The sequence below is a fragment of the Falsihalocynthiibacter sp. CO-5D18 genome (assembly GCF_041205445.1).
In the GTDB taxonomy this organism is placed as follows: Bacteria; Pseudomonadota; Alphaproteobacteria; order Rhodobacterales; family Rhodobacteraceae; genus Falsihalocynthiibacter; species Falsihalocynthiibacter arcticus.
Genome location: NZ_JBGFCF010000002.1, coordinates 1 through 17,949, shown reverse-complemented (window position 1 = coordinate 17,949; position 17,949 = coordinate 1). Strand labels below are relative to the sequence as shown.

The 17,949-nt window shown below is 51.2% G+C and carries 31 protein-coding genes; 3 read left to right on the top strand and 28 right to left on the bottom strand.

Annotated elements, in window-relative coordinates; all coding sequences use genetic code 11:
- Positions 1-109: 109 nt before the first annotated feature.
- The 17 genes from rpsK to rpmC form a co-directional block, all read right to left on the bottom strand.
- Entirely contained in the window at positions 110-499 is a 390-nt protein-coding gene (gene rpsK, locus AB9F27_RS02615; protein WP_039004060.1) for a 30S ribosomal protein S11, read from the bottom strand.
- Positions 500-513: 14 nt separating this feature from the next.
- Positions 514-882, bottom strand: coding sequence for a 30S ribosomal protein S13 (rpsM, locus tag AB9F27_RS02610; RefSeq protein ID WP_039004083.1), 369 nt, complete (start codon positions 880-882; stop codon positions 514-516).
- A 209-nt stretch (positions 883-1,091) separates the two neighbouring features.
- On the bottom strand, positions 1,092-1,736 hold the full coding sequence (locus tag AB9F27_RS02605) for an adenylate kinase (RefSeq protein ID WP_335586587.1): 645 nt from the start codon (positions 1,734-1,736) through the stop codon (positions 1,092-1,094).
- Positions 1,733-3,091 (bottom strand): preprotein translocase subunit SecY, encoded by a 1,359-nt coding sequence (secY, locus tag AB9F27_RS02600; protein ID WP_039004062.1) that lies wholly within the window; start codon positions 3,089-3,091, stop codon positions 1,733-1,735. Before secY ends, AB9F27_RS02605 begins: the two co-directional genes overlap by 4 nt.
- 103 nt (positions 3,092-3,194) lie before the next feature.
- Positions 3,195-3,674: a 50S ribosomal protein L15 gene (gene rplO, locus AB9F27_RS02595; protein WP_335586588.1), complete on the bottom strand. Its 480-nt coding sequence runs from the start codon at positions 3,672-3,674 to the stop codon at positions 3,195-3,197.
- A gap of 170 nt (positions 3,675-3,844) precedes the next feature.
- Positions 3,845-4,225, bottom strand: coding sequence for a GFA family protein (locus AB9F27_RS02590; RefSeq protein WP_335586589.1), 381 nt, complete (start codon positions 4,223-4,225; stop codon positions 3,845-3,847).
- Between the two features lie 125 nt (positions 4,226-4,350).
- Positions 4,351-4,539 (bottom strand): 50S ribosomal protein L30, encoded by a 189-nt coding sequence (gene rpmD / locus AB9F27_RS02585; protein ID WP_039004065.1) that lies wholly within the window; start codon positions 4,537-4,539, stop codon positions 4,351-4,353.
- Positions 4,540-4,549: 10 nt separating this feature from the next.
- Entirely contained in the window at positions 4,550-5,146 is a 597-nt protein-coding gene (rpsE, locus tag AB9F27_RS02580; RefSeq protein ID WP_039004066.1) for a 30S ribosomal protein S5, read from the bottom strand.
- A 114-nt stretch (positions 5,147-5,260) separates the two neighbouring features.
- Positions 5,261-5,620: a 50S ribosomal protein L18 gene (gene rplR / locus AB9F27_RS02575; RefSeq protein ID WP_039004067.1), complete on the bottom strand. Its 360-nt coding sequence runs from the start codon at positions 5,618-5,620 to the stop codon at positions 5,261-5,263.
- Positions 5,621-5,631: 11 nt separating this feature from the next.
- Positions 5,632-6,165: a 50S ribosomal protein L6 gene (rplF, locus tag AB9F27_RS02570; protein WP_039004068.1), complete on the bottom strand. Its 534-nt coding sequence runs from the start codon at positions 6,163-6,165 to the stop codon at positions 5,632-5,634.
- Between the two features lie 9 nt (positions 6,166-6,174).
- Positions 6,175-6,567 (bottom strand): 30S ribosomal protein S8, encoded by a 393-nt coding sequence (rpsH, locus tag AB9F27_RS02565; RefSeq protein ID WP_039004069.1) that lies wholly within the window; start codon positions 6,565-6,567, stop codon positions 6,175-6,177.
- Between the two features lie 12 nt (positions 6,568-6,579).
- Positions 6,580-6,885 carry a 30S ribosomal protein S14 gene (gene rpsN, locus AB9F27_RS02560; RefSeq protein WP_039004070.1) on the bottom strand — a complete coding sequence of 102 codons (306 nt, stop codon included), beginning with the start codon at positions 6,883-6,885 and terminating at the stop codon, positions 6,580-6,582.
- 21 nt (positions 6,886-6,906) lie between these two features.
- A complete protein-coding gene (rplE, locus tag AB9F27_RS02555) occupies positions 6,907-7,467 on the bottom strand; it encodes a 50S ribosomal protein L5 (RefSeq protein ID WP_039004071.1) in 561 nt (186 codons plus the stop codon).
- On the bottom strand, positions 7,467-7,772 hold the full coding sequence (gene rplX, locus AB9F27_RS02550) for a 50S ribosomal protein L24 (RefSeq protein WP_039004072.1): 306 nt from the start codon (positions 7,770-7,772) through the stop codon (positions 7,467-7,469). The genes rplE and rplX overlap by 1 nt, the downstream gene beginning before the upstream one ends.
- A gap of 1 nt (position 7,773) precedes the next feature.
- On the bottom strand, positions 7,774-8,142 hold the full coding sequence (gene rplN / locus AB9F27_RS02545; protein WP_039004073.1) for a 50S ribosomal protein L14: 369 nt from the start codon (positions 8,140-8,142) through the stop codon (positions 7,774-7,776).
- 73 nt (positions 8,143-8,215) lie between these two features.
- Positions 8,216-8,446: a 30S ribosomal protein S17 gene (gene rpsQ, locus AB9F27_RS02540; protein ID WP_039004074.1), complete on the bottom strand. Its 231-nt coding sequence runs from the start codon at positions 8,444-8,446 to the stop codon at positions 8,216-8,218.
- A gap of 10 nt (positions 8,447-8,456) precedes the next feature.
- Positions 8,457-8,660: a 50S ribosomal protein L29 gene (gene rpmC / locus AB9F27_RS02535; RefSeq protein ID WP_039004075.1), complete on the bottom strand. Its 204-nt coding sequence runs from the start codon at positions 8,658-8,660 to the stop codon at positions 8,457-8,459.
- Between the two features lie 325 nt (positions 8,661-8,985).
- On the opposite strand from rpmC, the gene AB9F27_RS02530 reads away from it, so the two are divergent.
- Entirely contained in the window at positions 8,986-9,606 is a 621-nt protein-coding gene (locus tag AB9F27_RS02530) for a 2OG-Fe(II) oxygenase family protein (RefSeq protein WP_335586590.1), read from the top strand.
- 7 nt (positions 9,607-9,613) lie between these two features.
- Here AB9F27_RS02530 and AB9F27_RS02525 read toward each other — a convergent pair whose 3' ends face one another.
- The 6 genes from AB9F27_RS02525 to rplB all read right to left on the bottom strand — a co-directional run bounded on the left by AB9F27_RS02525 (position 9,614) and on the right by rplB (position 12,934).
- Positions 9,614-10,186, bottom strand: coding sequence for a YceI family protein (locus AB9F27_RS02525; protein WP_335586591.1), 573 nt, complete (start codon positions 10,184-10,186; stop codon positions 9,614-9,616).
- A gap of 107 nt (positions 10,187-10,293) precedes the next feature.
- A complete protein-coding gene (gene rplP, locus AB9F27_RS02520) occupies positions 10,294-10,707 on the bottom strand; it encodes a 50S ribosomal protein L16 (RefSeq protein ID WP_039001096.1) in 414 nt (137 codons plus the stop codon).
- Positions 10,708-10,718: 11 nt separating this feature from the next.
- The gene (gene rpsC, locus AB9F27_RS02515) at positions 10,719-11,426 is read right to left on the bottom strand and encodes a 30S ribosomal protein S3 (RefSeq protein ID WP_039001095.1); all 708 of its coding nucleotides are present in this window, start codon (positions 11,424-11,426) and stop codon (positions 10,719-10,721) included.
- Positions 11,426-11,806, bottom strand: a complete 381-nt coding sequence (rplV, locus tag AB9F27_RS02510; protein WP_039001094.1) for a 50S ribosomal protein L22 — start codon at positions 11,804-11,806, stop codon at positions 11,426-11,428. The genes rpsC and rplV overlap by 1 nt, the downstream gene beginning before the upstream one ends.
- Before the next feature lie 3 nt (positions 11,807-11,809).
- Positions 11,810-12,088, bottom strand: coding sequence for a 30S ribosomal protein S19 (gene rpsS, locus AB9F27_RS02505; protein ID WP_039001093.1), 279 nt, complete (start codon positions 12,086-12,088; stop codon positions 11,810-11,812).
- Positions 12,089-12,091: 3 nt separating this feature from the next.
- Positions 12,092-12,934, bottom strand: coding sequence for a 50S ribosomal protein L2 (rplB, locus tag AB9F27_RS02500; RefSeq protein ID WP_039001092.1), 843 nt, complete (start codon positions 12,932-12,934; stop codon positions 12,092-12,094).
- A gap of 610 nt (positions 12,935-13,544) precedes the next feature.
- Between rplB and AB9F27_RS02495 the strand changes: the two genes are divergently transcribed.
- Both AB9F27_RS02495 and AB9F27_RS02490 read left to right on the top strand, forming a co-directional pair.
- Positions 13,545-13,982 carry a universal stress protein gene (locus AB9F27_RS02495; protein ID WP_335586592.1) on the top strand — a complete coding sequence of 146 codons (438 nt, stop codon included), beginning with the start codon at positions 13,545-13,547 and terminating at the stop codon, positions 13,980-13,982.
- A gap of 8 nt (positions 13,983-13,990) precedes the next feature.
- Complete coding sequence (locus AB9F27_RS02490; protein ID WP_335586593.1) at positions 13,991-15,544, top strand: alanine/glycine:cation symporter family protein; 1,554 nt, start codon at positions 13,991-13,993, stop codon at positions 15,542-15,544.
- A 207-nt stretch (positions 15,545-15,751) separates the two neighbouring features.
- Here the strand turns inward: AB9F27_RS02490 and AB9F27_RS02485 are convergent, their stop codons facing one another.
- The 5 genes from AB9F27_RS02485 to AB9F27_RS02465 form a co-directional block, all read right to left on the bottom strand.
- Positions 15,752-16,048, bottom strand: a complete 297-nt coding sequence (locus AB9F27_RS02485) for a 50S ribosomal protein L23 (RefSeq protein ID WP_038999799.1) — start codon at positions 16,046-16,048, stop codon at positions 15,752-15,754.
- Positions 16,045-16,665, bottom strand: a complete 621-nt coding sequence (rplD, locus tag AB9F27_RS02480) for a 50S ribosomal protein L4 (protein ID WP_038999800.1) — start codon at positions 16,663-16,665, stop codon at positions 16,045-16,047. Before rplD ends, AB9F27_RS02485 begins: the two co-directional genes overlap by 4 nt.
- Positions 16,662-17,384 carry a 50S ribosomal protein L3 gene (gene rplC, locus AB9F27_RS02475; RefSeq protein WP_038999801.1) on the bottom strand — a complete coding sequence of 241 codons (723 nt, stop codon included), beginning with the start codon at positions 17,382-17,384 and terminating at the stop codon, positions 16,662-16,664. Before rplC ends, rplD begins: the two co-directional genes overlap by 4 nt.
- A 12-nt stretch (positions 17,385-17,396) precedes the next feature.
- On the bottom strand, positions 17,397-17,705 hold the full coding sequence (rpsJ, locus tag AB9F27_RS02470; RefSeq protein ID WP_038999803.1) for a 30S ribosomal protein S10: 309 nt from the start codon (positions 17,703-17,705) through the stop codon (positions 17,397-17,399).
- A 138-nt stretch (positions 17,706-17,843) separates the two neighbouring features.
- On the bottom strand, positions 17,844-17,949 hold a 106-nt coding region (locus AB9F27_RS02465; RefSeq protein WP_369757590.1), incomplete at its 5' end, for a hypothetical protein.

Below are 17,949 nucleotides of genomic sequence, written 5' to 3'. Positions count from 1 at the left end.
TCGCCTCCATTCTTGTTTCTGGCCCATGTCCCTAAGCCGGAAACACCCGAGGTAAAAAATAACAATCTCGGGTCTGGCGTACGAATTACAGACCCGAGATCATTTAGTACTACACGCGACGACGCTTTGGAGGGCGACAGCCGTTGTGAGCCATTGGTGTAACGTCACGAATAGATGTGATGTTAAACCCAACTGCGGCCAGAGCGCGCAATGCGCTTTCGCGACCGCCACCCGGGCCTTGCACTTCGACTTCAAGCGTTTTCACGCCGTGCTCTTGTGCTTTTTTACCTGCATCCTCGGCAGCCATTTGAGCTGCGTAGGGTGTAGATTTCCGCGAGCCTTTAAAGCCCATTGTTCCAGCAGAGGACCATGCGATCGCATTGCCTTGAACATCGGAAATCAGAATTTTTGTGTTGTTGAACGAGCTGTTCACATGCGCAACACCAGAGGCAATATTCTTGCGCTCTTTTTTCTTTGCGCGAACTTTTTCACGTGCCATTGATCAAATCCCCCCTATTTCTTCTTACCAGCAATAGCCCGTGCAGGACCTTTGCGAGTGCGAGCGTTCGTGTGTGTACGTTGACCACGAACAGGAAGATTACGACGATGGCGCAAGCCACGGTAGCAACCGAGATCCATCAAACGTTTGATGTTCATTTGTGTTTCACGACGCAAGTCACCTTCGACAGCGTAGTTCGCGTCGATGTACTCACGAATGGAAAGCACTTCACCATCGGAAAGTTCGTTAACACGACGCGCTGCGTCGATGCCTACGGCTTCACAAATTGCTTGTGCGGAAGTTGTACCGATACCGGTAATATAAGTCAGGGCGATCGGGACCCGTTTATGGGTCGGGATATTTACGCCGGCGATACGTGCCACGTTATGTATTCCTTTTTGTTGCGGTTCCGTATTTCCAGAACCTTTTTTCACAACATAAGCCCGTAGAATTATCTCCTGCGGGCTACGCTGAATTTCTGTTCTCGGCCATATACTTGTCCGCAGATTGCGTATCAATGGACAAAAGCCGATTCTCTTACGAGATGGCTGGAATTAAGCCCTTTTTACCACAAGGTCAACCCGCGATATGCCTAATCCAAGATCACACGAATTGCTTTGGCAACTTCGTCGATTTCACCCAAGCCATTTACCGGAGCCAAATCGCCCTTGGCATAATAATAGCCAATCAAAGGGGAGGTATCACGGTAATAGGCCATCAAACGTGTCTTGAGGGAATCCTCATTGTCGTCGGCGCGGTGCACCATATCTGTGCTGCCACAGACATCACAAACACCCTCGACTTTGGGGGCTTTTAGCTCGTCGTGATAGCCTTCGCCGCAGTTGCCACAGGTATAGCGGCCAGAGATGCGTTTGATCAGGATATCGTCCTGGACGCGCATTTCAATAACGGCATCCAGCTTTTGCCCTACGCGGCCAAGAAGTTGACCAAGCGCGTCGGCCTGCGCCAGCGTGCGGGGAAAGCCATCAAAGATGAATCCCCCTTGGCGGTCGGTGCCTTTGAGCTGCTCTTCGATCAATCCAATCACAATGTCATCGGTAACCAATTCGCCCGCATCCATAACTTTTGCGACTTTCTTGCCCATCTCTGTGCCAGAAGTTTTCGCCGCGCGCAGCATATCGCCTGTGGAAAGTTGGACCATGTCACGCTCTTCAACCAGAAGTCGTGCTTGGGTTCCTTTTCCGGCGCCCGGTGGCCCCAAAAGGATTATGTTCATTTTCTCGCTGTCCCTTTTTTACCGCCGCGCTTCTTGCCACGTAGCTGCGACTTTTCGATCAGGCCTTCATACTGGTGTGCCAGCATGTGTGACTGAACTTGTTGAATTGTGTCCATTGTCACGGATACGACAATCAGAACCGAAGTGCCGCCAAAGTAGAAGGGAATCGAGAATTGGTAACGTAAAATTTCAGGAAGGAGACAAACTGCCGCAAGGTAGGCCGAACCGATGACCAAGATGCGGTTCACAACTTTGTCCAAATACTCGGCGGTTTTCTTGCCCGGACGAATTGCGGGAATAAAGCCGCCTTGGTTTTTCAGGTTGTCCGCAACTTCATCAGTCTTAAACGCCACGTTATGCGTATAGAAGAACGCAAAGAACACGATCATAACTGTAAAGAACGCCAGATAGAGCGGTTTTCCCGGCCCAAAATACGCGAGAATAATGGACAGAACGCCGCTGGTGGAGTCGCCCGAGAAGGTGGCAAGCGTGGTTGGCAGCAAGAGAAGCGAGCTGGCAAAAATCGCAGGAATAACGCCAGCAGGGTTCACTTTGATCGGAAGATGGCTTGCGCCGCCTTCATACATCTTCATGCCAACTTGACGGCGCGGGTACTGAATGTGGATCTTGCGGAGCGCCCGCTCCATGAAGACCACGAACCCGACCACAGCGACAACCATAATAAAGACACCGACAACGATCAGGGGATTCGCTCCAGATTCGGAGGATTGTACGAGGAATTGTGTCAGAGCGGCTGGAAGCTCGGCAATAATGCCCACGAAGATGATCAACGAAATACCGTTGCCAATCCCGCGTGCTGTAATCTGCTCACCCAACCACATTAGGAACATTGTGCCGCCAACAAGGGTCACAACGGTCGAAATACGGAAGAACCAGCCCGGATCGGTCACAAGGCTACCTGCCTCAAGACTGACCGCAAGGCCATAGGCTTGGAACGTCGCCAAGAATACCGTGCCATAACGGGTATATTGATTGATCTTCCGGCGACCCGCGTCGCCCTCTTTCTTGAGTTGCTCAAGCGGGGCCCACATGGAGCTTAGAAGCTGGATAATGATCGAGGCCGAGATGTAGGGCATGATGCCGAGCGCAAGAATGCCCATGCGGCTCAGGGCACCACCGGTAAACATCGAAAGAATACCACCGATACCAGCGGCCGCACCCTCCATGAAGTTGCGCAGTTCAGCGCCGTCAATACCCGGGACGGGGATATAGGTCCCCAAACGGTAGACGATCAAAAGACCGATGGTGAAAACAATACGTTGGCGAAGCTCGGTGGCTTTACCAAAAGCCCCCCAGCTCATGTTGGCTGCCATTTGTTCTGCTGCGGATGCCATTCGGCCTCTCCCTGTCACGAAAAGCGCCGCCAGACCATTCTCCGGTCGGCGGCGCTGGAAAACTAATTTGTATGTAAGCGGCCAAGCGACCGCTCACAAGCGCTTATTCAGCTGCGGCCTTAGGTGTTGCTGTAACAGTCAGTTTACCACCGGCTTTTTCAACAGCTTCAACAGCTCCAGCAGAGGCACCCGTTACTTCGATCGTAACTTTGGATGTGATCTCGCCTTTGCCCAAAACGCGGATACCATCGAGTTTGCGACGAACCAAACCGCACGCAATAAGTGCGTCTTCGGTGATCGCTGCTTTTGCGTCGAGTTTTTTGGCGTCGATAAACTTTTGGATCATGCCAAGGTTCAATACAGAGAACTCTTTGCGGTTTGGCTTGGTGAAGCCACGCTTAGGAAGACGTTGGTACAAAGGCATTTGACCGCCTTCAAAACCCTTGATCGCAACACCCGAACGGGATTTTTGACCCTTGATACCACGGCCACCAGTTTTACCGGTACCGGAACCAGCACCGCGACCAACGCGTTTGCGGTTCTTTGTTGCACCTGGGTTGTCGTGCAGTTCATTCAATCTCATGTCGCTACTCCTTCTTGCCGGAACTGTCCCAAGAGCGACCAAAGAGACAAACACGGCGTTACAAATGATTCTGTTCCCACAAGGGGATACCGCGCGTGTCTACACAGATACATCTCATGGATCAAGGGCCGACAGGCCACTTTGTGCCGGAAGATTTCGCAAAACTCACGTTATTGTAAATTCTGCGGGAGTCCGTCCGTGATCTCATAATAATCGCCTTTGTCTGCGACAAATATGTGCAAGTCCATCTTTGTGTGGGTTGGGCCATCAAAAGCCCCCATGGAAATGGCAATCCAATCCAGATGCGGCGGGTCAAAGAACAAAGTTGACCCACAGTGCTGACAAAACCCGCGATTCACTTTGACGGATGAGCTGTACCACGTCACGTTCTCGGCCCCTGTGACAGTCAAATCGGTTTTCTGAACGCCCGTGCTCACAAGGAAATGCCCCGTGTGTTTGCGGCATTTTGTACAGTGACAGGCATTGGGGGCAGCAAGGTCTCCGTCAACGGTAAAACTCACAGCGCCACACAGGCAGGATCCTTTATGCATGATGTCCTCCTTGGTTGTTCCCCCAAACGAAACCACCGAACCCCACCTTAATCAATCCCATTCAGCCATAAAAAAAGCGCCCTCAGTTTCCCGAGAGCGCCTTTTAAGGTCTTTAGAAGAAGGGCTTAGCCTTTTTCTTCGATGATCACCACCATGTGGGGAAGTTTCGCAACCATGCCGCGTACGGCAGGTGTGTCTTCCAACTCACGGGTTTTGTGCATCTTGTTGAGGCCCAAGCCGATCAGCGTTTGACGCTGTTTGGCGGGACGACGGATCGGAGAACCGATCTGTTTTACAACGATAGTTTTAGCCATGATATTTTTCCTATGCGTCTGCGTCTGCAGCTTCTACTTCGGCCGGAGCCTCAGCAGCCGGAGCAGCACCACCACGTTGAAGAATGTCAGCGACTTTTTTGCCACGACGTTGTGCGACCATACGAGGGCTGCTCTCTTTTGTGAGACCATCAATCGTTGCACGGATCATGTTGTACGGGTTTTGCGAACCAATAGATTTCGCAACAACGTCCTGTACACCAAGCATTTCGAACACAGCGCGCATCGGACCACCGGCAATAATACCAGTACCCTGTGGAGCTGTACGCATCACAACTTTACCAGCGCCATGACGGCCCTCGATGTCGTGGTGCAACGTACGGCCTTCACGCAATGGAACGCGCACAAGTTGACGTTTAGCTTGTTCAGTTGCTTTGCGGATAGCTTCGGGAACTTCTTTTGCTTTCCCTTTGCCAAAACCCACGCGGCCTTTTTGATCTCCAACAACCACGAGCGCGGCAAAGCCGAAGCGTTTACCACCTTTCACGGTTTTGGAAACGCGGTTGATCGCTACGAGACGATCCGCAAATTCTGGTGTCTCTTCGCGGTCGCGACGAGGGCCGCGACGGTTGTTATCACGTTCTGCCATGTGGCATTCCTTTCTTCAGGCGCTCTGCGCCATAATCTGTCAATCCGAGTGGGGCCGCTCAGAACGAACAGCCCCCTGGATCATCGGGGTGGCCTAAGAGCCACCCACACTTTTTTAGAACTTCAAACCACCTTCACGAGCAGCCTCGGCCAAAGCCTTGATCTTACCGTGAAAGAGGAAGCCGCCACGATCAAAGTAGCATGCTTCAACACCAGCTTTTTTAGCACGCTCAGCAATAGCTGCGCCTACTTTCGTTGCTGCGGCGATGTTGTTGGTGTTCAAAACGCCCAGATCCTTCTCGAGAGAAGAAGCCGAAGCGATCGTTACGCCGTTCAAATCGTCGATCAACTGTACGCTGATGTTTTTGTTGGAACGATGAACAGACAGGCGCGCACGCCCATTTGCCATCTTCCGAAGTTTGTTCCGAACGCGCAGGCGGCGCTTCAGAAACAGAGTTCTTTTGCTGTTTGCCATTTCCTGGGTCCTTATTTCTTTTTACCGGCTTTGCGGAAGATGTACTCGTCTTTGTACTTGATGCCTTTGCCTTTATAGGGCTCGGGTTTACGCCATTCGCGAATATTCGCCGCGACTTGGCCAACAAGTTGAGAGTCGATACCTTCAACAAAGATGATCGTGTTTTTTGGTGATGTGACGGTTACGCCAGCAGGCACCTCGAAGTTAACTTCGTGAGAAAAACCAAGGCTCAGTTTCAGAGTAGTCCCCTGAACTGTAGCACGATAACCAACACCGTTGATTTCCAGTTCTTTCTTGAAGCCTTCCGTAACACCGGTCACCAAATTTTGGATACAAGTGCGGGACATACCCCATTGTTGACGCGCGCGCTTAGACTTAGAGCGCGGCACAACAGAAACCTCATCATTCGCAACAACGATTGAAATATCATCCGTTGCTGTGAAATTCAAAGTCCCTTTAGGGCCTTTTACTTCGACTGTTTGTCCGGAGACCGCGGCACTAACTCCTGCGGGCAACTTAACAGATTTTTTACCAATTCTTGACATCCGATCCTCCTAGAATACGGTGCAGAGCACTTCGCCGCCAACATTGGCATTGCGTGCAGATGCGTCCGACATCACACCCTGAGGTGTGGAGACCACGGAAATTCCCAAGCCCTGACGGACGACTGGGATGTCTTTAACGCCCATATAAACGCGACGGCCAGGTGTCGAAACACGCTTTAGGTCACGGATAACTGGAGTGCCATCAAGATACTTCAAGCTAATGTCGAGAGCCGGATGGCCATCTTTGCCTGTTGTCGCTTCATAGCCACGGATATAACCTTCAGAAAGAAGAACGTCGAGAACCCAAGCACGAAGCTTAGACGCAGGAGTCTCTACTGTTGATTTGCCGCGCATTTGTGCGTTGCGAATACGGGTGAGCATATCACCGATAGGATCATTCATATCGTCTCTCCCTTACCAGCTGGACTTAACCATGCCGGGGATTTGGCCATTCGAGCCAAGTTCCCGCAGCGCGATGCGGCTGATTTTGAACTTACGGTAGTAAGCATGAGGACGACCCGTCAGCTGGCAACGGTTGTGAAGCCGTGTCGCGGACGAATTGCGAGGAAGTTTAGCAAGCTTCAGGCGAGCAGTGAAACGCTCTTCCATTGTCTTGCTTTCATCGTTTGCGATCTCTTTAAGAGCAGCACGTTTACCGGCGAATTTCTCCACCAAAAGTGCGCGCTTTTTCTCGCGTTCGATCATTGCTTTTTTAGCCATGTCTAACCTTTCCTTCCGCGATCAGCTGTTAAAGGGCATGTTGAAAGCTTTCAACAGCGCCTTTGCTTCCGCGTCGGTTTTTGCGGTGGTGGCGATTACGATATCCATACCCCAGATTTCGTCGACTTTGTCGTACTCAATCTCAGGAAAGACGATGTGTTCTTTCAGACCCATGGCGTAGTTGCCACGACCGTCAAAGCTTTTGCCAGAGATGCCGCGGAAGTCGCGGATACGAGGCATTGCAACGGTGATCAAACGATCCAGAAATTCGTACATCTTTTCGCCACGAAGAGTCACTTTAACACCAAGCGGCATATCTTCACGAACGCGGAAACCAGCGATGGATTTCTTGGCTTTTGTGATGAGAACCTTTTGACCAGCAATCGCAGTGAGGTCAGCCTCAGCGGATTTGATCTTTTTGGTGTCGCGTGTTGTTTCGCCGATACCCATGTTCAAGACAATTTTGTCGAGCTTAGGGATCATCATTTCGTTTTTGTAAGCGAACTCTTCTTTAAGAGCTGCACGAATGACGTCTTTGTAAACAGTCTTCAAACGGGGGGTGTAGTTTGCAGTATCAAGCATTATACGGTCTCCCCTGTTGTCTTCGCGAAACGCACTTTCTTGCCGTCTTCCTCACGGAAGCCAACGCGAGTTGCCTTACCTTTGGAGTCGAGCAGTGCGAGGTTAGAAAGTTGAATTGGCATCGCTTTAGGAACGCGACCGCCTTGGTCAGTTTGCGAAGCACGCACGTGGCGGATCGCAACATTGACACCTTCAACAACAGCTTTGCCGGACTTAGGATCGATAGACGCGATAGCGCCCTCTTTACCTTTGTCTTTACCGGCAAGCACGACGATTTTATCGCCTTTTTTCAATTTAGCAGCCATCTTACAGCACCTCCGGTGCAAGCGAGATGATCTTCATGAAGCTTTTTGCGCGCAATTCACGAACAACTGGGCCGAAGATACGTGTACCTACTGGCTCATTAGCGTTGTTCAGAATAACGGCTGCATTGCGATCAAAACGGATCACTGTGCCATCTTCACGAAATACTTCTTTAGCGGTGCGTACGACGACGGCCTTACGGACGTCCCCTTTTTTAACGCGCCCACGAGGGATGGCTTCTTTAACCGAGACGACGATAACGTCACCTACGGAAGCGTATCTACGCTTAGAGCCACCCAAAACCTTAATGCACTGAACACGGCGAGCGCCGGAGTTGTCAGCAACATCGAGATTTGTCTGCATTTGGATCATGCGATTTCTCCCGACCTATGGGGGCCATCCAATGGCTTGTCCCCAGGGTTTCGTAAATCTGAAAAGTCCCCGCTTAAGCGGAAAGAACTTCCCAGCGTTTCGTTTTCGACTTTGGTGCACATTCTTGAATGCGAACTTGATCACCAACGTTGAAAGCGTTCTGTTCATCGTGCGCCCGATATTTTTTGGACTTACGAATGGTTTTCTTCAAAACAGGGTGCGTGAAGCGACGTTCAACGGAAACAGTTACTGTTTGCGCGTTTTGGTTGCTTGTTACAGTGCCAGTCAAAATACGTTTAGGCATATCGTGGCTCCTATTCGCCAGCCGCTTTTGCGGCCTTTTCGTTAAGAATTGTTTTTACACGAGCGGCTGCACGACGTGCAGTTTTAACTTGTGCGGTGTTTTCGAGTTGCGACGTCGCTTGCTGGAACCGTAGATTGAACGACTCCTTTTTCAGCGCAACCAGCTCGTCTTGAAGCTGGTCTGGTGTCTTATCACGTAGTTCATTGGCGTTCATGCGCCTCTTCCTTTCTCAAAACACCAGCCGGCCCCTGACGTTATTTCAGGGTCACCAAAAGCCTGGTGGATGAATAGCAAAACAAGCGAATCCCAGCGAGCTGGAATCCACGAGATGTGTGTCTATAATTGGGAGTCGCAGGGAGGGCAAGGGAAAGTTTCCCGCGGCCAGTAAATGTTGAGGTTTCCCCACTGGGAGCACCAATTTCGAGGTATTCCAGTATGCGAGTAACAGGCCGCACAATCGCACAAGACATGCCCTCCCCCACCTGATAAACTGCGCTCACGGATTTTCCCACACCAAAGACCACACAGGTATCCCTCAAATGTCACAGATCAATTCCCTCTTTGTTACCCGCCTCTATCGCGCCGCCTTAAATGAGTTCGGGGATGCCATTGATGCGGGTGAACTCGAAACGTCGTGCCTCTCAATCGCCGAAGATGATGAGGCGGGACAGCAATGGTGCGAAGACAATGATTTTCCGGGTTATACCAGCTATGCGTCCCTCACGGATCTGGGCTGGCGGTTTCCCATCTTTGAGGATCTCGTCAAAGCGCTCGACAAACATGTTGCGGCCTTCGTCAAAGACCTCGAATTTGATCTTGATGGCAAGGAAGTTGTTCTCGACAATATTTGGATAAACATCCTGCCCCAAGGCGGCATTCATACCTCCCATATCCATCCCCACAGCATCGTTAGTGGCACGACCTATGTCACCATGCCCGAAGGAGCGAGCGCGATTAAATTCGAGGATCCCCGCTCCCAAATGATGATGGCCGCACCAACCCGCATTGCCAATGCCCGACCAGAAATGCGCAACTTCACCTATATCAAACCAGAAGTGAGTGACGTCCTATTGTGGGAGAGCTGGCTGCGCCACGAAGTACCGATGAATATGACAGAAGAGGAACGCATTAGCGTGAGTTTCAACTACGCTTGGCGCTGAACTCAGCCTATTGCCGTTTCCTGATTTGCGCCGTCACATTGATTTTTATGACGCTCCCCACAAGAGTGTCATATCCCGCGACGTTGAACGCATTTCGATTGATTTGACCGGAAATCCTGATCGTCAAATTGTCTTGTTCATCGGGGTTTGAATCAGGTGCACGATAGAGTTTCGCAAGGAGCGTCATTGGACGCGTGACATCTTTGATCGTCATGTTCCCCCTAATGCGGACACTTTGCCCCACCGTATCAATTTTTGTCGACGTAAACCGAATGATCGGAAACTTCGCCACATCGAGGACCTCGGGCCCGCGCAAAGCGTCTGTGGCGAAGATAATTCCGCCTCTGACGGTGCGCGCATTGAGCGTCACATCGACTGTTGATTTCGAGACGCTGTCGAAATCCAGAATAAGCTTGGTTGAAAAATCCGGAAATGAGCCTGAAAATTCAAGGCCCTTAAGCGAGTAAGAAAACGACACTTTGCTGTGTTGCGTATCCATGTCGTAGGGCAAAGGCGCCGCGCGCACTGGGGCCGCAAGCACAAAGAGTCCCATCACCAGCGTTCGGAAAAACTTATTCATCCACCCATCCTACTTGAGAACCCGTCTTCAGAACAGAAAAACCCCCACCGATTGCTCGGCGGGGGCTTCAATTTTTTCACCATATGCGCGGAGCGCTTGGGGTAGATTTACCAGTCTTCGCGAACAACTGTGCGGGTTTTCACCGGCAGTTTCATCGCTGCAAGGCGAAGAGCCTCACGAGCAGTAACTTCGTCTACACCGTCGATTTCAAAGAGAATCCGACCAGGCTTAACTTTCGCGGCCCAAAAATCGACAGAACCTTTACCTTTACCCATCCGAACTTCGGTTGGCTTGGAGGTGACGGGCAAATCTGGGAAAATCCGGATCCACACACGGCCTTGGCGTTTCATGTGACGTGTCATTGCACGACGCGCGGCTTCGATTTGACGCGCTGTGATGCGTTCTGGTTCAATGGTTTTGAGACCATATGTACCGAACGTTAGCGTCGATCCGCCTTTTGCAAGACCGTGGATACGGCCCTTAAACATTTTGCGGAATTTACTGCGTTTTGGCTGAAGCATCTATCTTCTCCTTAGCGACGACCGCCAGCACCGCGAGGTGTTGGACCGTCTTGGAGTTCCTGTTGCTTACGCTCATGCGCCGAAGGATCGTGTTCCATGATCTCGCCTTTGAAGATCCAGGTTTTAATCCCGATGATGCCATAGGCAGTCATCGCTTCGACATGTGCGTAATCGATATCGGCACGAAGTGTGTGCAAAGGCACGCGACCCTCACGGTACCATTCGGTCCGCGCGATCTCGGCACCGCCAAGACGGCCCGCAACGTTAACACGGATACCAAGGGCACCCATACGCATTGCGTTTTGCACCGCACGTTTCATCGCGCGACGGAAAGAAACCCGACGCTCGAGTTGTTGTGCGATATTCTCACCAACGAGAGCAGCATCCATCTCTGGCTTGCGAACTTCAACGATGTTGAGGTGCAATTCAGATTTGGTGAAAGCTGCGAGCTTCTTGCGAAGACCTTCGATATCGGCGCCTTTTTTACCAATGATCACACCGGGACGGGCTGTGTAAATTGTTACACGGCACTTACGGTGTGGACGCTCGATAATCACCCGGGAGATGCCAGCTTGCTTGCATTCTTCCTTGATGAATTCGCGCATCTTGAGGTCTTCCAGAAGAAGATTCCCAAAATCTTTAGTGTCGGCATACCAGCGGCTATCCCAAGTACGGTTAACCTGAAGGCGCATGCCAATTGGATTTACTTTATTACCCATTATGCTTGCTCCTCATTCTGGCGAACCAAGATAGTTAGTTCCGAGAATGGCTTCAGAATTTTGCCGAACCGGCCACGTGCGCGTGGACGACCACGTTTCAGTGTCAGGTTTTTACCAACATAGGCTTCGGCAACGATCAACGAGTCAACATCCAGATTGTGGTTGTTTTCTGCGTTAGCGATCGCGGACTGGAGACATTTCTTAACGTCAGCAGCAATACGTTTGTTGCTGAAGGTCAGGTCTGTCAAAGCCTTGTCAACTTTCTTGCCACGGATCATCGCCGCAACAAGGTTCAGCTTGATAGGGGAAGTGCGGAGCATTTTGACTTTCGCCATTGCTTCGTTTTCCGCTACGCGGCGTGCGTTTTTTACTTTTGCCATGACTTATTTCCGCTTCGCTTTTTTGTCAGCAGAGTGGCCATAATAAGTACGAGTTGGCGAATACTCACCAAACTTTTGACCAATCATGTCTTCTGTGACGTTTACGGGAATATGTTTATGGCCGTTGTAAACACCGAACGTCAAACCCACAAACTGGGGCAGGATCGTGCTACGGCGGGACCAAATTTTAATAACTTCATTGCGGCCAGATTCACGGCTCTTTTCGGCTTTCTTAAGCACGTAAGAGTCGACAAATGGGCCTTTCCATACAGAACGAGACATGGATTAGCGCCCCTTTTTCTTGGCGTGACGCGAGCGGACAATCAGCTTGCTAGACGCTTTTTTCTTGTTACGTGTACGCGCACCTTTGGTTGGTTTGCCCCATGGCGTCACAGGATGACGACCACCGGATGTCCGACCTTCACCACCACCGTGGGGGTGATCGACCGGGTTCATGGCAACACCACGTACAGAAGGACGGATGCCCTTGTGACGGTTGCGACCAGCTTTACCAATGTTTTGGTTGCTATTATCGGGGTTGGACACGGCACCAACGGTGGCCATGCATTCCTGACGGACCAAGCGCAATTCGCCAGAAGAGAGGCGGATTTGTGCATAGGCACCATCCCGTCCAACAAACTGAGCATATGTCCCAGCAGCACGAGCGATTTGACCGCCCTTACCCTGTTTCAGCTCGATGTTGTGAACGATTGTACCGATAGGCATGCCAGAGAAAGGCATCGCGTTACCAGGTTTGATGTCAGCTTTTGCAGAGGAGATGATTTTATCCCCAATTGCGAGACGCTGAGGCGCGAGAACATAAGTTTGCTCGCCGTCATCATATTTGACCAACGCAATAAACGCCGTCCGGTTCGGGTCATACTCGATCCGCTCTACGGTGGCTGCGATGTCCATTTTGTTGCGTTTGAAATCAACGATACGGTAAAGGCGCTTAGCACCCCCACCAATGCGACGCATTGTGATTCGTCCGGTGTTGTTCCGGCCGCCCGATTTCGTCAAACCCTCTGTGAGGGTCTTGACGGGACGTCCTTTCCAAAGCTCCGAACGGTCAATCAGAACCAGCCCACGCTGGCCTGGCGTCGTCGGTTTATACGACTTTAATGCCATGCTTTCTGTCTTCCGTTTAGCTAAGCGAACCCTGCCCTACTGGCGTGATCCGCGGTGTGAGCCCCCCGAAGGTGGCCAAATTATAGAGCCCCGAAGGTCCCCGATAAAAACAGCAAACAGCCCCAGAACGAATCTGAGGCCGAGAACCATTGGCGGGGAGTACCAGATTAACCTGGGGGGGTCCACACCGGATGGGGATTATTTTCGTGGGATGGCGGGAAAGGGTTTGGGACACTCATAATTAGGCAAAACAAACGTTCGGGTCAATGTCCGCTGTTGTGGAAGGTTATCGAATGAAGAAAGAAAACAAGCACCCGTCGGTCACCGCGAAGCGAACGGTAGCTTGGAGGGCTACAGCCTCAAGTTTAAGGCTCATTCTGTAGCTATTTGATACTGTCCTGCCTGAATCGCCACATATTGAGGACATTCCGAATTTGGTTCTAAGTACCTGACAAAAATGTGAAATATTCGCGAAAAAACATGCTCTTGTTCAGGAAAATCACGAATGCTGAAATTGAGAGAAGCTTTCTGCTCATTTTTACGGCAGACTTTCTCCTAAGAGGGCAATCAGATCCTCAAACGAGTAAAAACAGCAAAAACGGAGGATGGAATGAAACCGAAGATTGTTATTGGACTTGACGGTGCAGAGACGGGAGACCGCGCTTTAGCATTTGCCAAAGACTTGGCATCCAGAATGGATGACTGCGAACTGCTCGCCATTTACGTTATCGAATGGTCCCCGTTCACCTTTCAAACTGCGGAAGAAAACGCGCAACGGCACAAACGCCGTGAGGAAGAGATTGCGCTCGCCACATCGCGGATTGTTGACCCTGCGGTTAAGGCCCTAAAAGAGGCGGGCTTTAATGCCAGCGGTCTCGTGCGACATGGGGATGTTGCCGAAACTTTGAATGAACTCACCGTTCAAAACGGCGGTACGCAGATCATTGTTGGTCGCGCATCATCGCATGGGTTTGCGAAGCGTATTTTTGGTAGCTCAACACAAAACCTTGTGATGCACGCCGATGTGCCTGTCACAGTTGTAGGATAGGGGACACTATGAAAATCACATCAAAAATCTCGCTGGCCTCAATAGCCTTGACCATCGCCGCCAGTCCTCTAATGGCACAAGAGGCGATGGGGATCGATGAAAAGGTCAACCAAATCTTCGCAAAAATAACCGGCCCATTCGTGAGCCTAATTTTCGCACCCTTCCCCGGAACAAGCTTTCCGTGGATCGTGATGTGGCTGGTGATCGCCGCCTCTATTTTTACCGTCTACTTCGGTTTTGTTCAATTTCGATTTCTTCGGCATTCTATCGAACTGGTTAAAGGCGATTATTCCGATCCCAATGACGCGGGCGAGGTTAGTCATTTCCAAGCGCTTGCCACGGCTCTGTCGGGAACTGTCGGCTTAGGAAATATCGCGGGTGTCGCTGTTGCCGTTGGGATTGGTGGGCCGGGGGCTACGTTCTGGATGATCCTTGCCGGTCTGCTTGGCATGGCGTCCAAATTCACCGAATGTACGCTGGGCGTGAAATATCGTAACGAATACCCCGACGGCACTGTTTCGGGGGGCCCAATGTACTACATCTCGAAGGGCTTCAAAGAATTGGGTTTGCCGGGGGGTAAATTCCTCGCGGTTCTTTTCTCGGTCTTTTGTATTCTTGGTGCTCTTGGCGGCGGTAATATGTTCCAAGCCAATCAAGCGCATGCACAGATTTCTGGTATTGTCGGCGAATATCCAGGCTGGATCACAGGGATCATTTTCGCAGTTGTTGTATTCTCGGTTATCGTGGGCGGGATCAAATCCATAGCCAACGTAACAGAAAAAGTCGTGCCATTTATGGGCATCCTGTATGTCGGTGCGGCGTTGATCATTCTGCTGGTAAACTACGACAAAATCGGATGGGCTTTTGGTCAGATTTTCGACGGTGCCTTTACAGGGCTTGGCGTTGCTGGCGGTTTTGTCGGGGCCTTGATCCAAGGTTTCAAACGGGCCGCATTTTCGAATGAGGCTGGTGTTGGGTCTGCGGCGATTGCCCACTCTGCGGTGAAAACCAAAGAGCCTATCACCGAGGGCTTTGTGTCCTTGCTCGAGCCATTGATCGATACTGTCGTGATTTGCACAATGACCGCATTGGTGATCGTGATTTCGCAACAGTTGGTTCTCGACCCGGCAACAGGTAACTACCTTCTGAACGAGGCAGGATCGGCTATTGCAACAGTCGACGGCAACACAGGCGTTGCACTAACATCTGCGGCCTTCGGGTCTAGCATCAGTTGGTTCCCGTATGTCTTGGCCATCGCAGTTGTGCTGTTTGCCTTCTCAACGATGATCTCTTGGTCCTACTACGGCTTGAAAAGCTGGACCTATTTGTTTGGGGAAAGCAAAGCATCAGAACTGACGTTTAAAGTCATCTTCTGTGTGTTCATCGTAATCGGGGCTGCGGCGTCGCTGGGTCCTGTCATCGACTTCTCCGATGCTGCGATCTTTGCCATGGCGGTTGTGAACATCTTCTGCCTCTACTTCTTGATGAAGTTGGTTCGTACTGAACTTGCGTCCTATTCTTCGCGCCTCAAAAGCGGCGAAATCAAAAAGTTCACGCATTAAACAAACATCTCTGGCGCGCTGCAATGTGCGCCAGAGTCTATTTCACTAGGCGTTTAATCGTCTAGGACTGAGGTAAGCATCACGTAAACAGCCGTTGGTCAAATGCTACTGAACGGCACAAAAGTCCGCTTAGCGGTCATCCAACACAAACGCAAAGAGGCCCCCGCATTTCTGCGAGGGCCTCTTTAAAGCTTCAGAAAGCTAATCTTAGAGTCCGGTGGACACGTCGATTGTATTGCCTTCTTCAAGGGTCACATAAGCCTTTTTAACGTCTTTACGCTTGCCTGGGCGGCCGCGGAAACGTTTGGTCTTACCCTTAGTGATCGTGGTGTTTACAGCTTTGACCTTTACGCCAAAGAGCGCTTCAACAGCGTCTTTGATTTGGGGCTTGTTGCTGTCGATCGCGACTTCAAAAACAACGGCACCGTTTTCGGAAACCATAGTTGCTTTTTCAGTAATGATCGGCTTACGGATCACATCATATTGTGCTGCTTTGGTGCTCATTTTAAACGTGCCTCCAATGCTTCGAGACCTGCTTTAGTGATCACAAGAGTGTCACGCTTCAGGATATCGAATACGTTAGCGCCCATCGATGGCAGGATATCCAAGCCTTCGATGTTACGTGCGGCGCGCGCAAAGTTTTCGTTCACGGTGGCACCGTCGATGATCAATGCGCGTTTCCAACCCAGCTCTTTAATAGCTTTCGCCAGAACCGAAGTTTTTACGTCATTGAAATCGATTGAGTCGATAACAACCAATTCACCAGCAACTGCCTTAGCGGACAATGCGTGGCAAAGACCAAGCTTGCGGAATTTCTTCGTCAGCTCGTGGCCGTGGCTACGGGGCGTTGGGCCCTTGTAAACACCACCACCGCGGAAGATCGGCGCAGAACGGGCACCGTGGCGAGCGCCACCGCTGCCTTTTTGGCGAACGATCTTCTTGGTCGAGTAGCTCACTTCTGAGCGTGTCTTAACCTTGTGTGTACCAGCTTGCGCATTGTTGCGCTGCCAGCGAACGACGCGGTGCAGGATGTCAGCACGTGGCTCAAGACCAAACAGGGCCTCGTCCAAATCCAATGTGCCGGCACTGCTACCGTCGAGTTTGATTACATCGGCCTTCATTCTACTGCTCCTTCTGCGGGAGCCGCGACAGCTGCTTCAACAACGGCACTTTTCAGTGCTGCTGGGAAAGGAACGCCGTCAGGCAGTTTCTTTTTCACTGCGTCTTTGACAGTGACCCAACCGCCCTTGGAACCAGGAACAGCGCCTTTAACCATGATCAAGCCACGGTCAGCATCTGTACGCATAACTTCAAGGTTTTGAGTTGTCACACGAGCGGAACCCATGTGTCCGGCCATTTTCTTACCTTTGAAAACTTTGCCGGGGTCTTGACATTGACCAGTAGAGCCGTGCGAGCGGTGGGAAACGGACACACCGTGAGTAGCACGAAGGCCCCCAAAGTTGTGACGCTTCATAGCACCCTGAAAGCCTTTACCGATCGACGTACCAGAGACGTCAACTTTTTGACCTGCAATGTAGTGCTCAGCAGAAATCTCTGCGCCAATGGCGATGAGGTTTGCTTCGGAAACGCGGAATTCCGCAACTTTCCGTTTTGGCGCTACGTTGGCTTTAGCAAAGTGGCCGCGCATCCCTTGGGACGTGCGTTTTGCTTTGGCCGTACCAGCACCAAGCTGAACAGCAGTATAGCCGTCACGATCAGACGTACGCTGATCAACGACTTGCAAGTTTTCGAGTTGGAGAACGGTTACAGGAATCTGTTTGCCGTCTTCCAAGAAAAGGCGGGTCATACCAACCTTTTTTGCGATTACACCAGAGCGCATCAAATACCCTCCTTAAACCTTGATCTCGACGTCAACACCCGCAGCAAGGTCGAGCTTCATCAGCGCGTCTACTGTTTGGGGTGTTGGGTCGACGATATCCAGCAGGCGCTTGTGCGTGCGGATTTCGAACTGATCACGGGATTTCTTGTTCACGTGAGGACTGCGAAGAACTGTGAACTTCTCGATTTTGTTCGGCAGCGGGATAGGTCCACGAACTGTGGCGCCTGTGCGCTTTGCGGTGCTTACGATTTCTTGTGTGCTGGCGTCCAGTACACGGAAATCAAACGCCTTGAGCCGAATGCGAATATTTTGCGACTGCATGTCGTAGCCTTTCGCGGCTTTTAAGAATTGAGAGGTGGGACCGCACGGGATTGTACGACCTACATCGAATTCAGATTCTTTAAGAAGAATTGGCGCCCCAAGTAAGGGACGCCAATCAATTGGTCAAGCAGCTAATGCTTACTCGATGATTTTAGAGACAACACCGGAACCAACAGTGCGGCCGCCTTCGCGGATCGCAAAGCGCAGGCCAGCTTCCATGGCGATTGGCGCGATCAGTTCAACT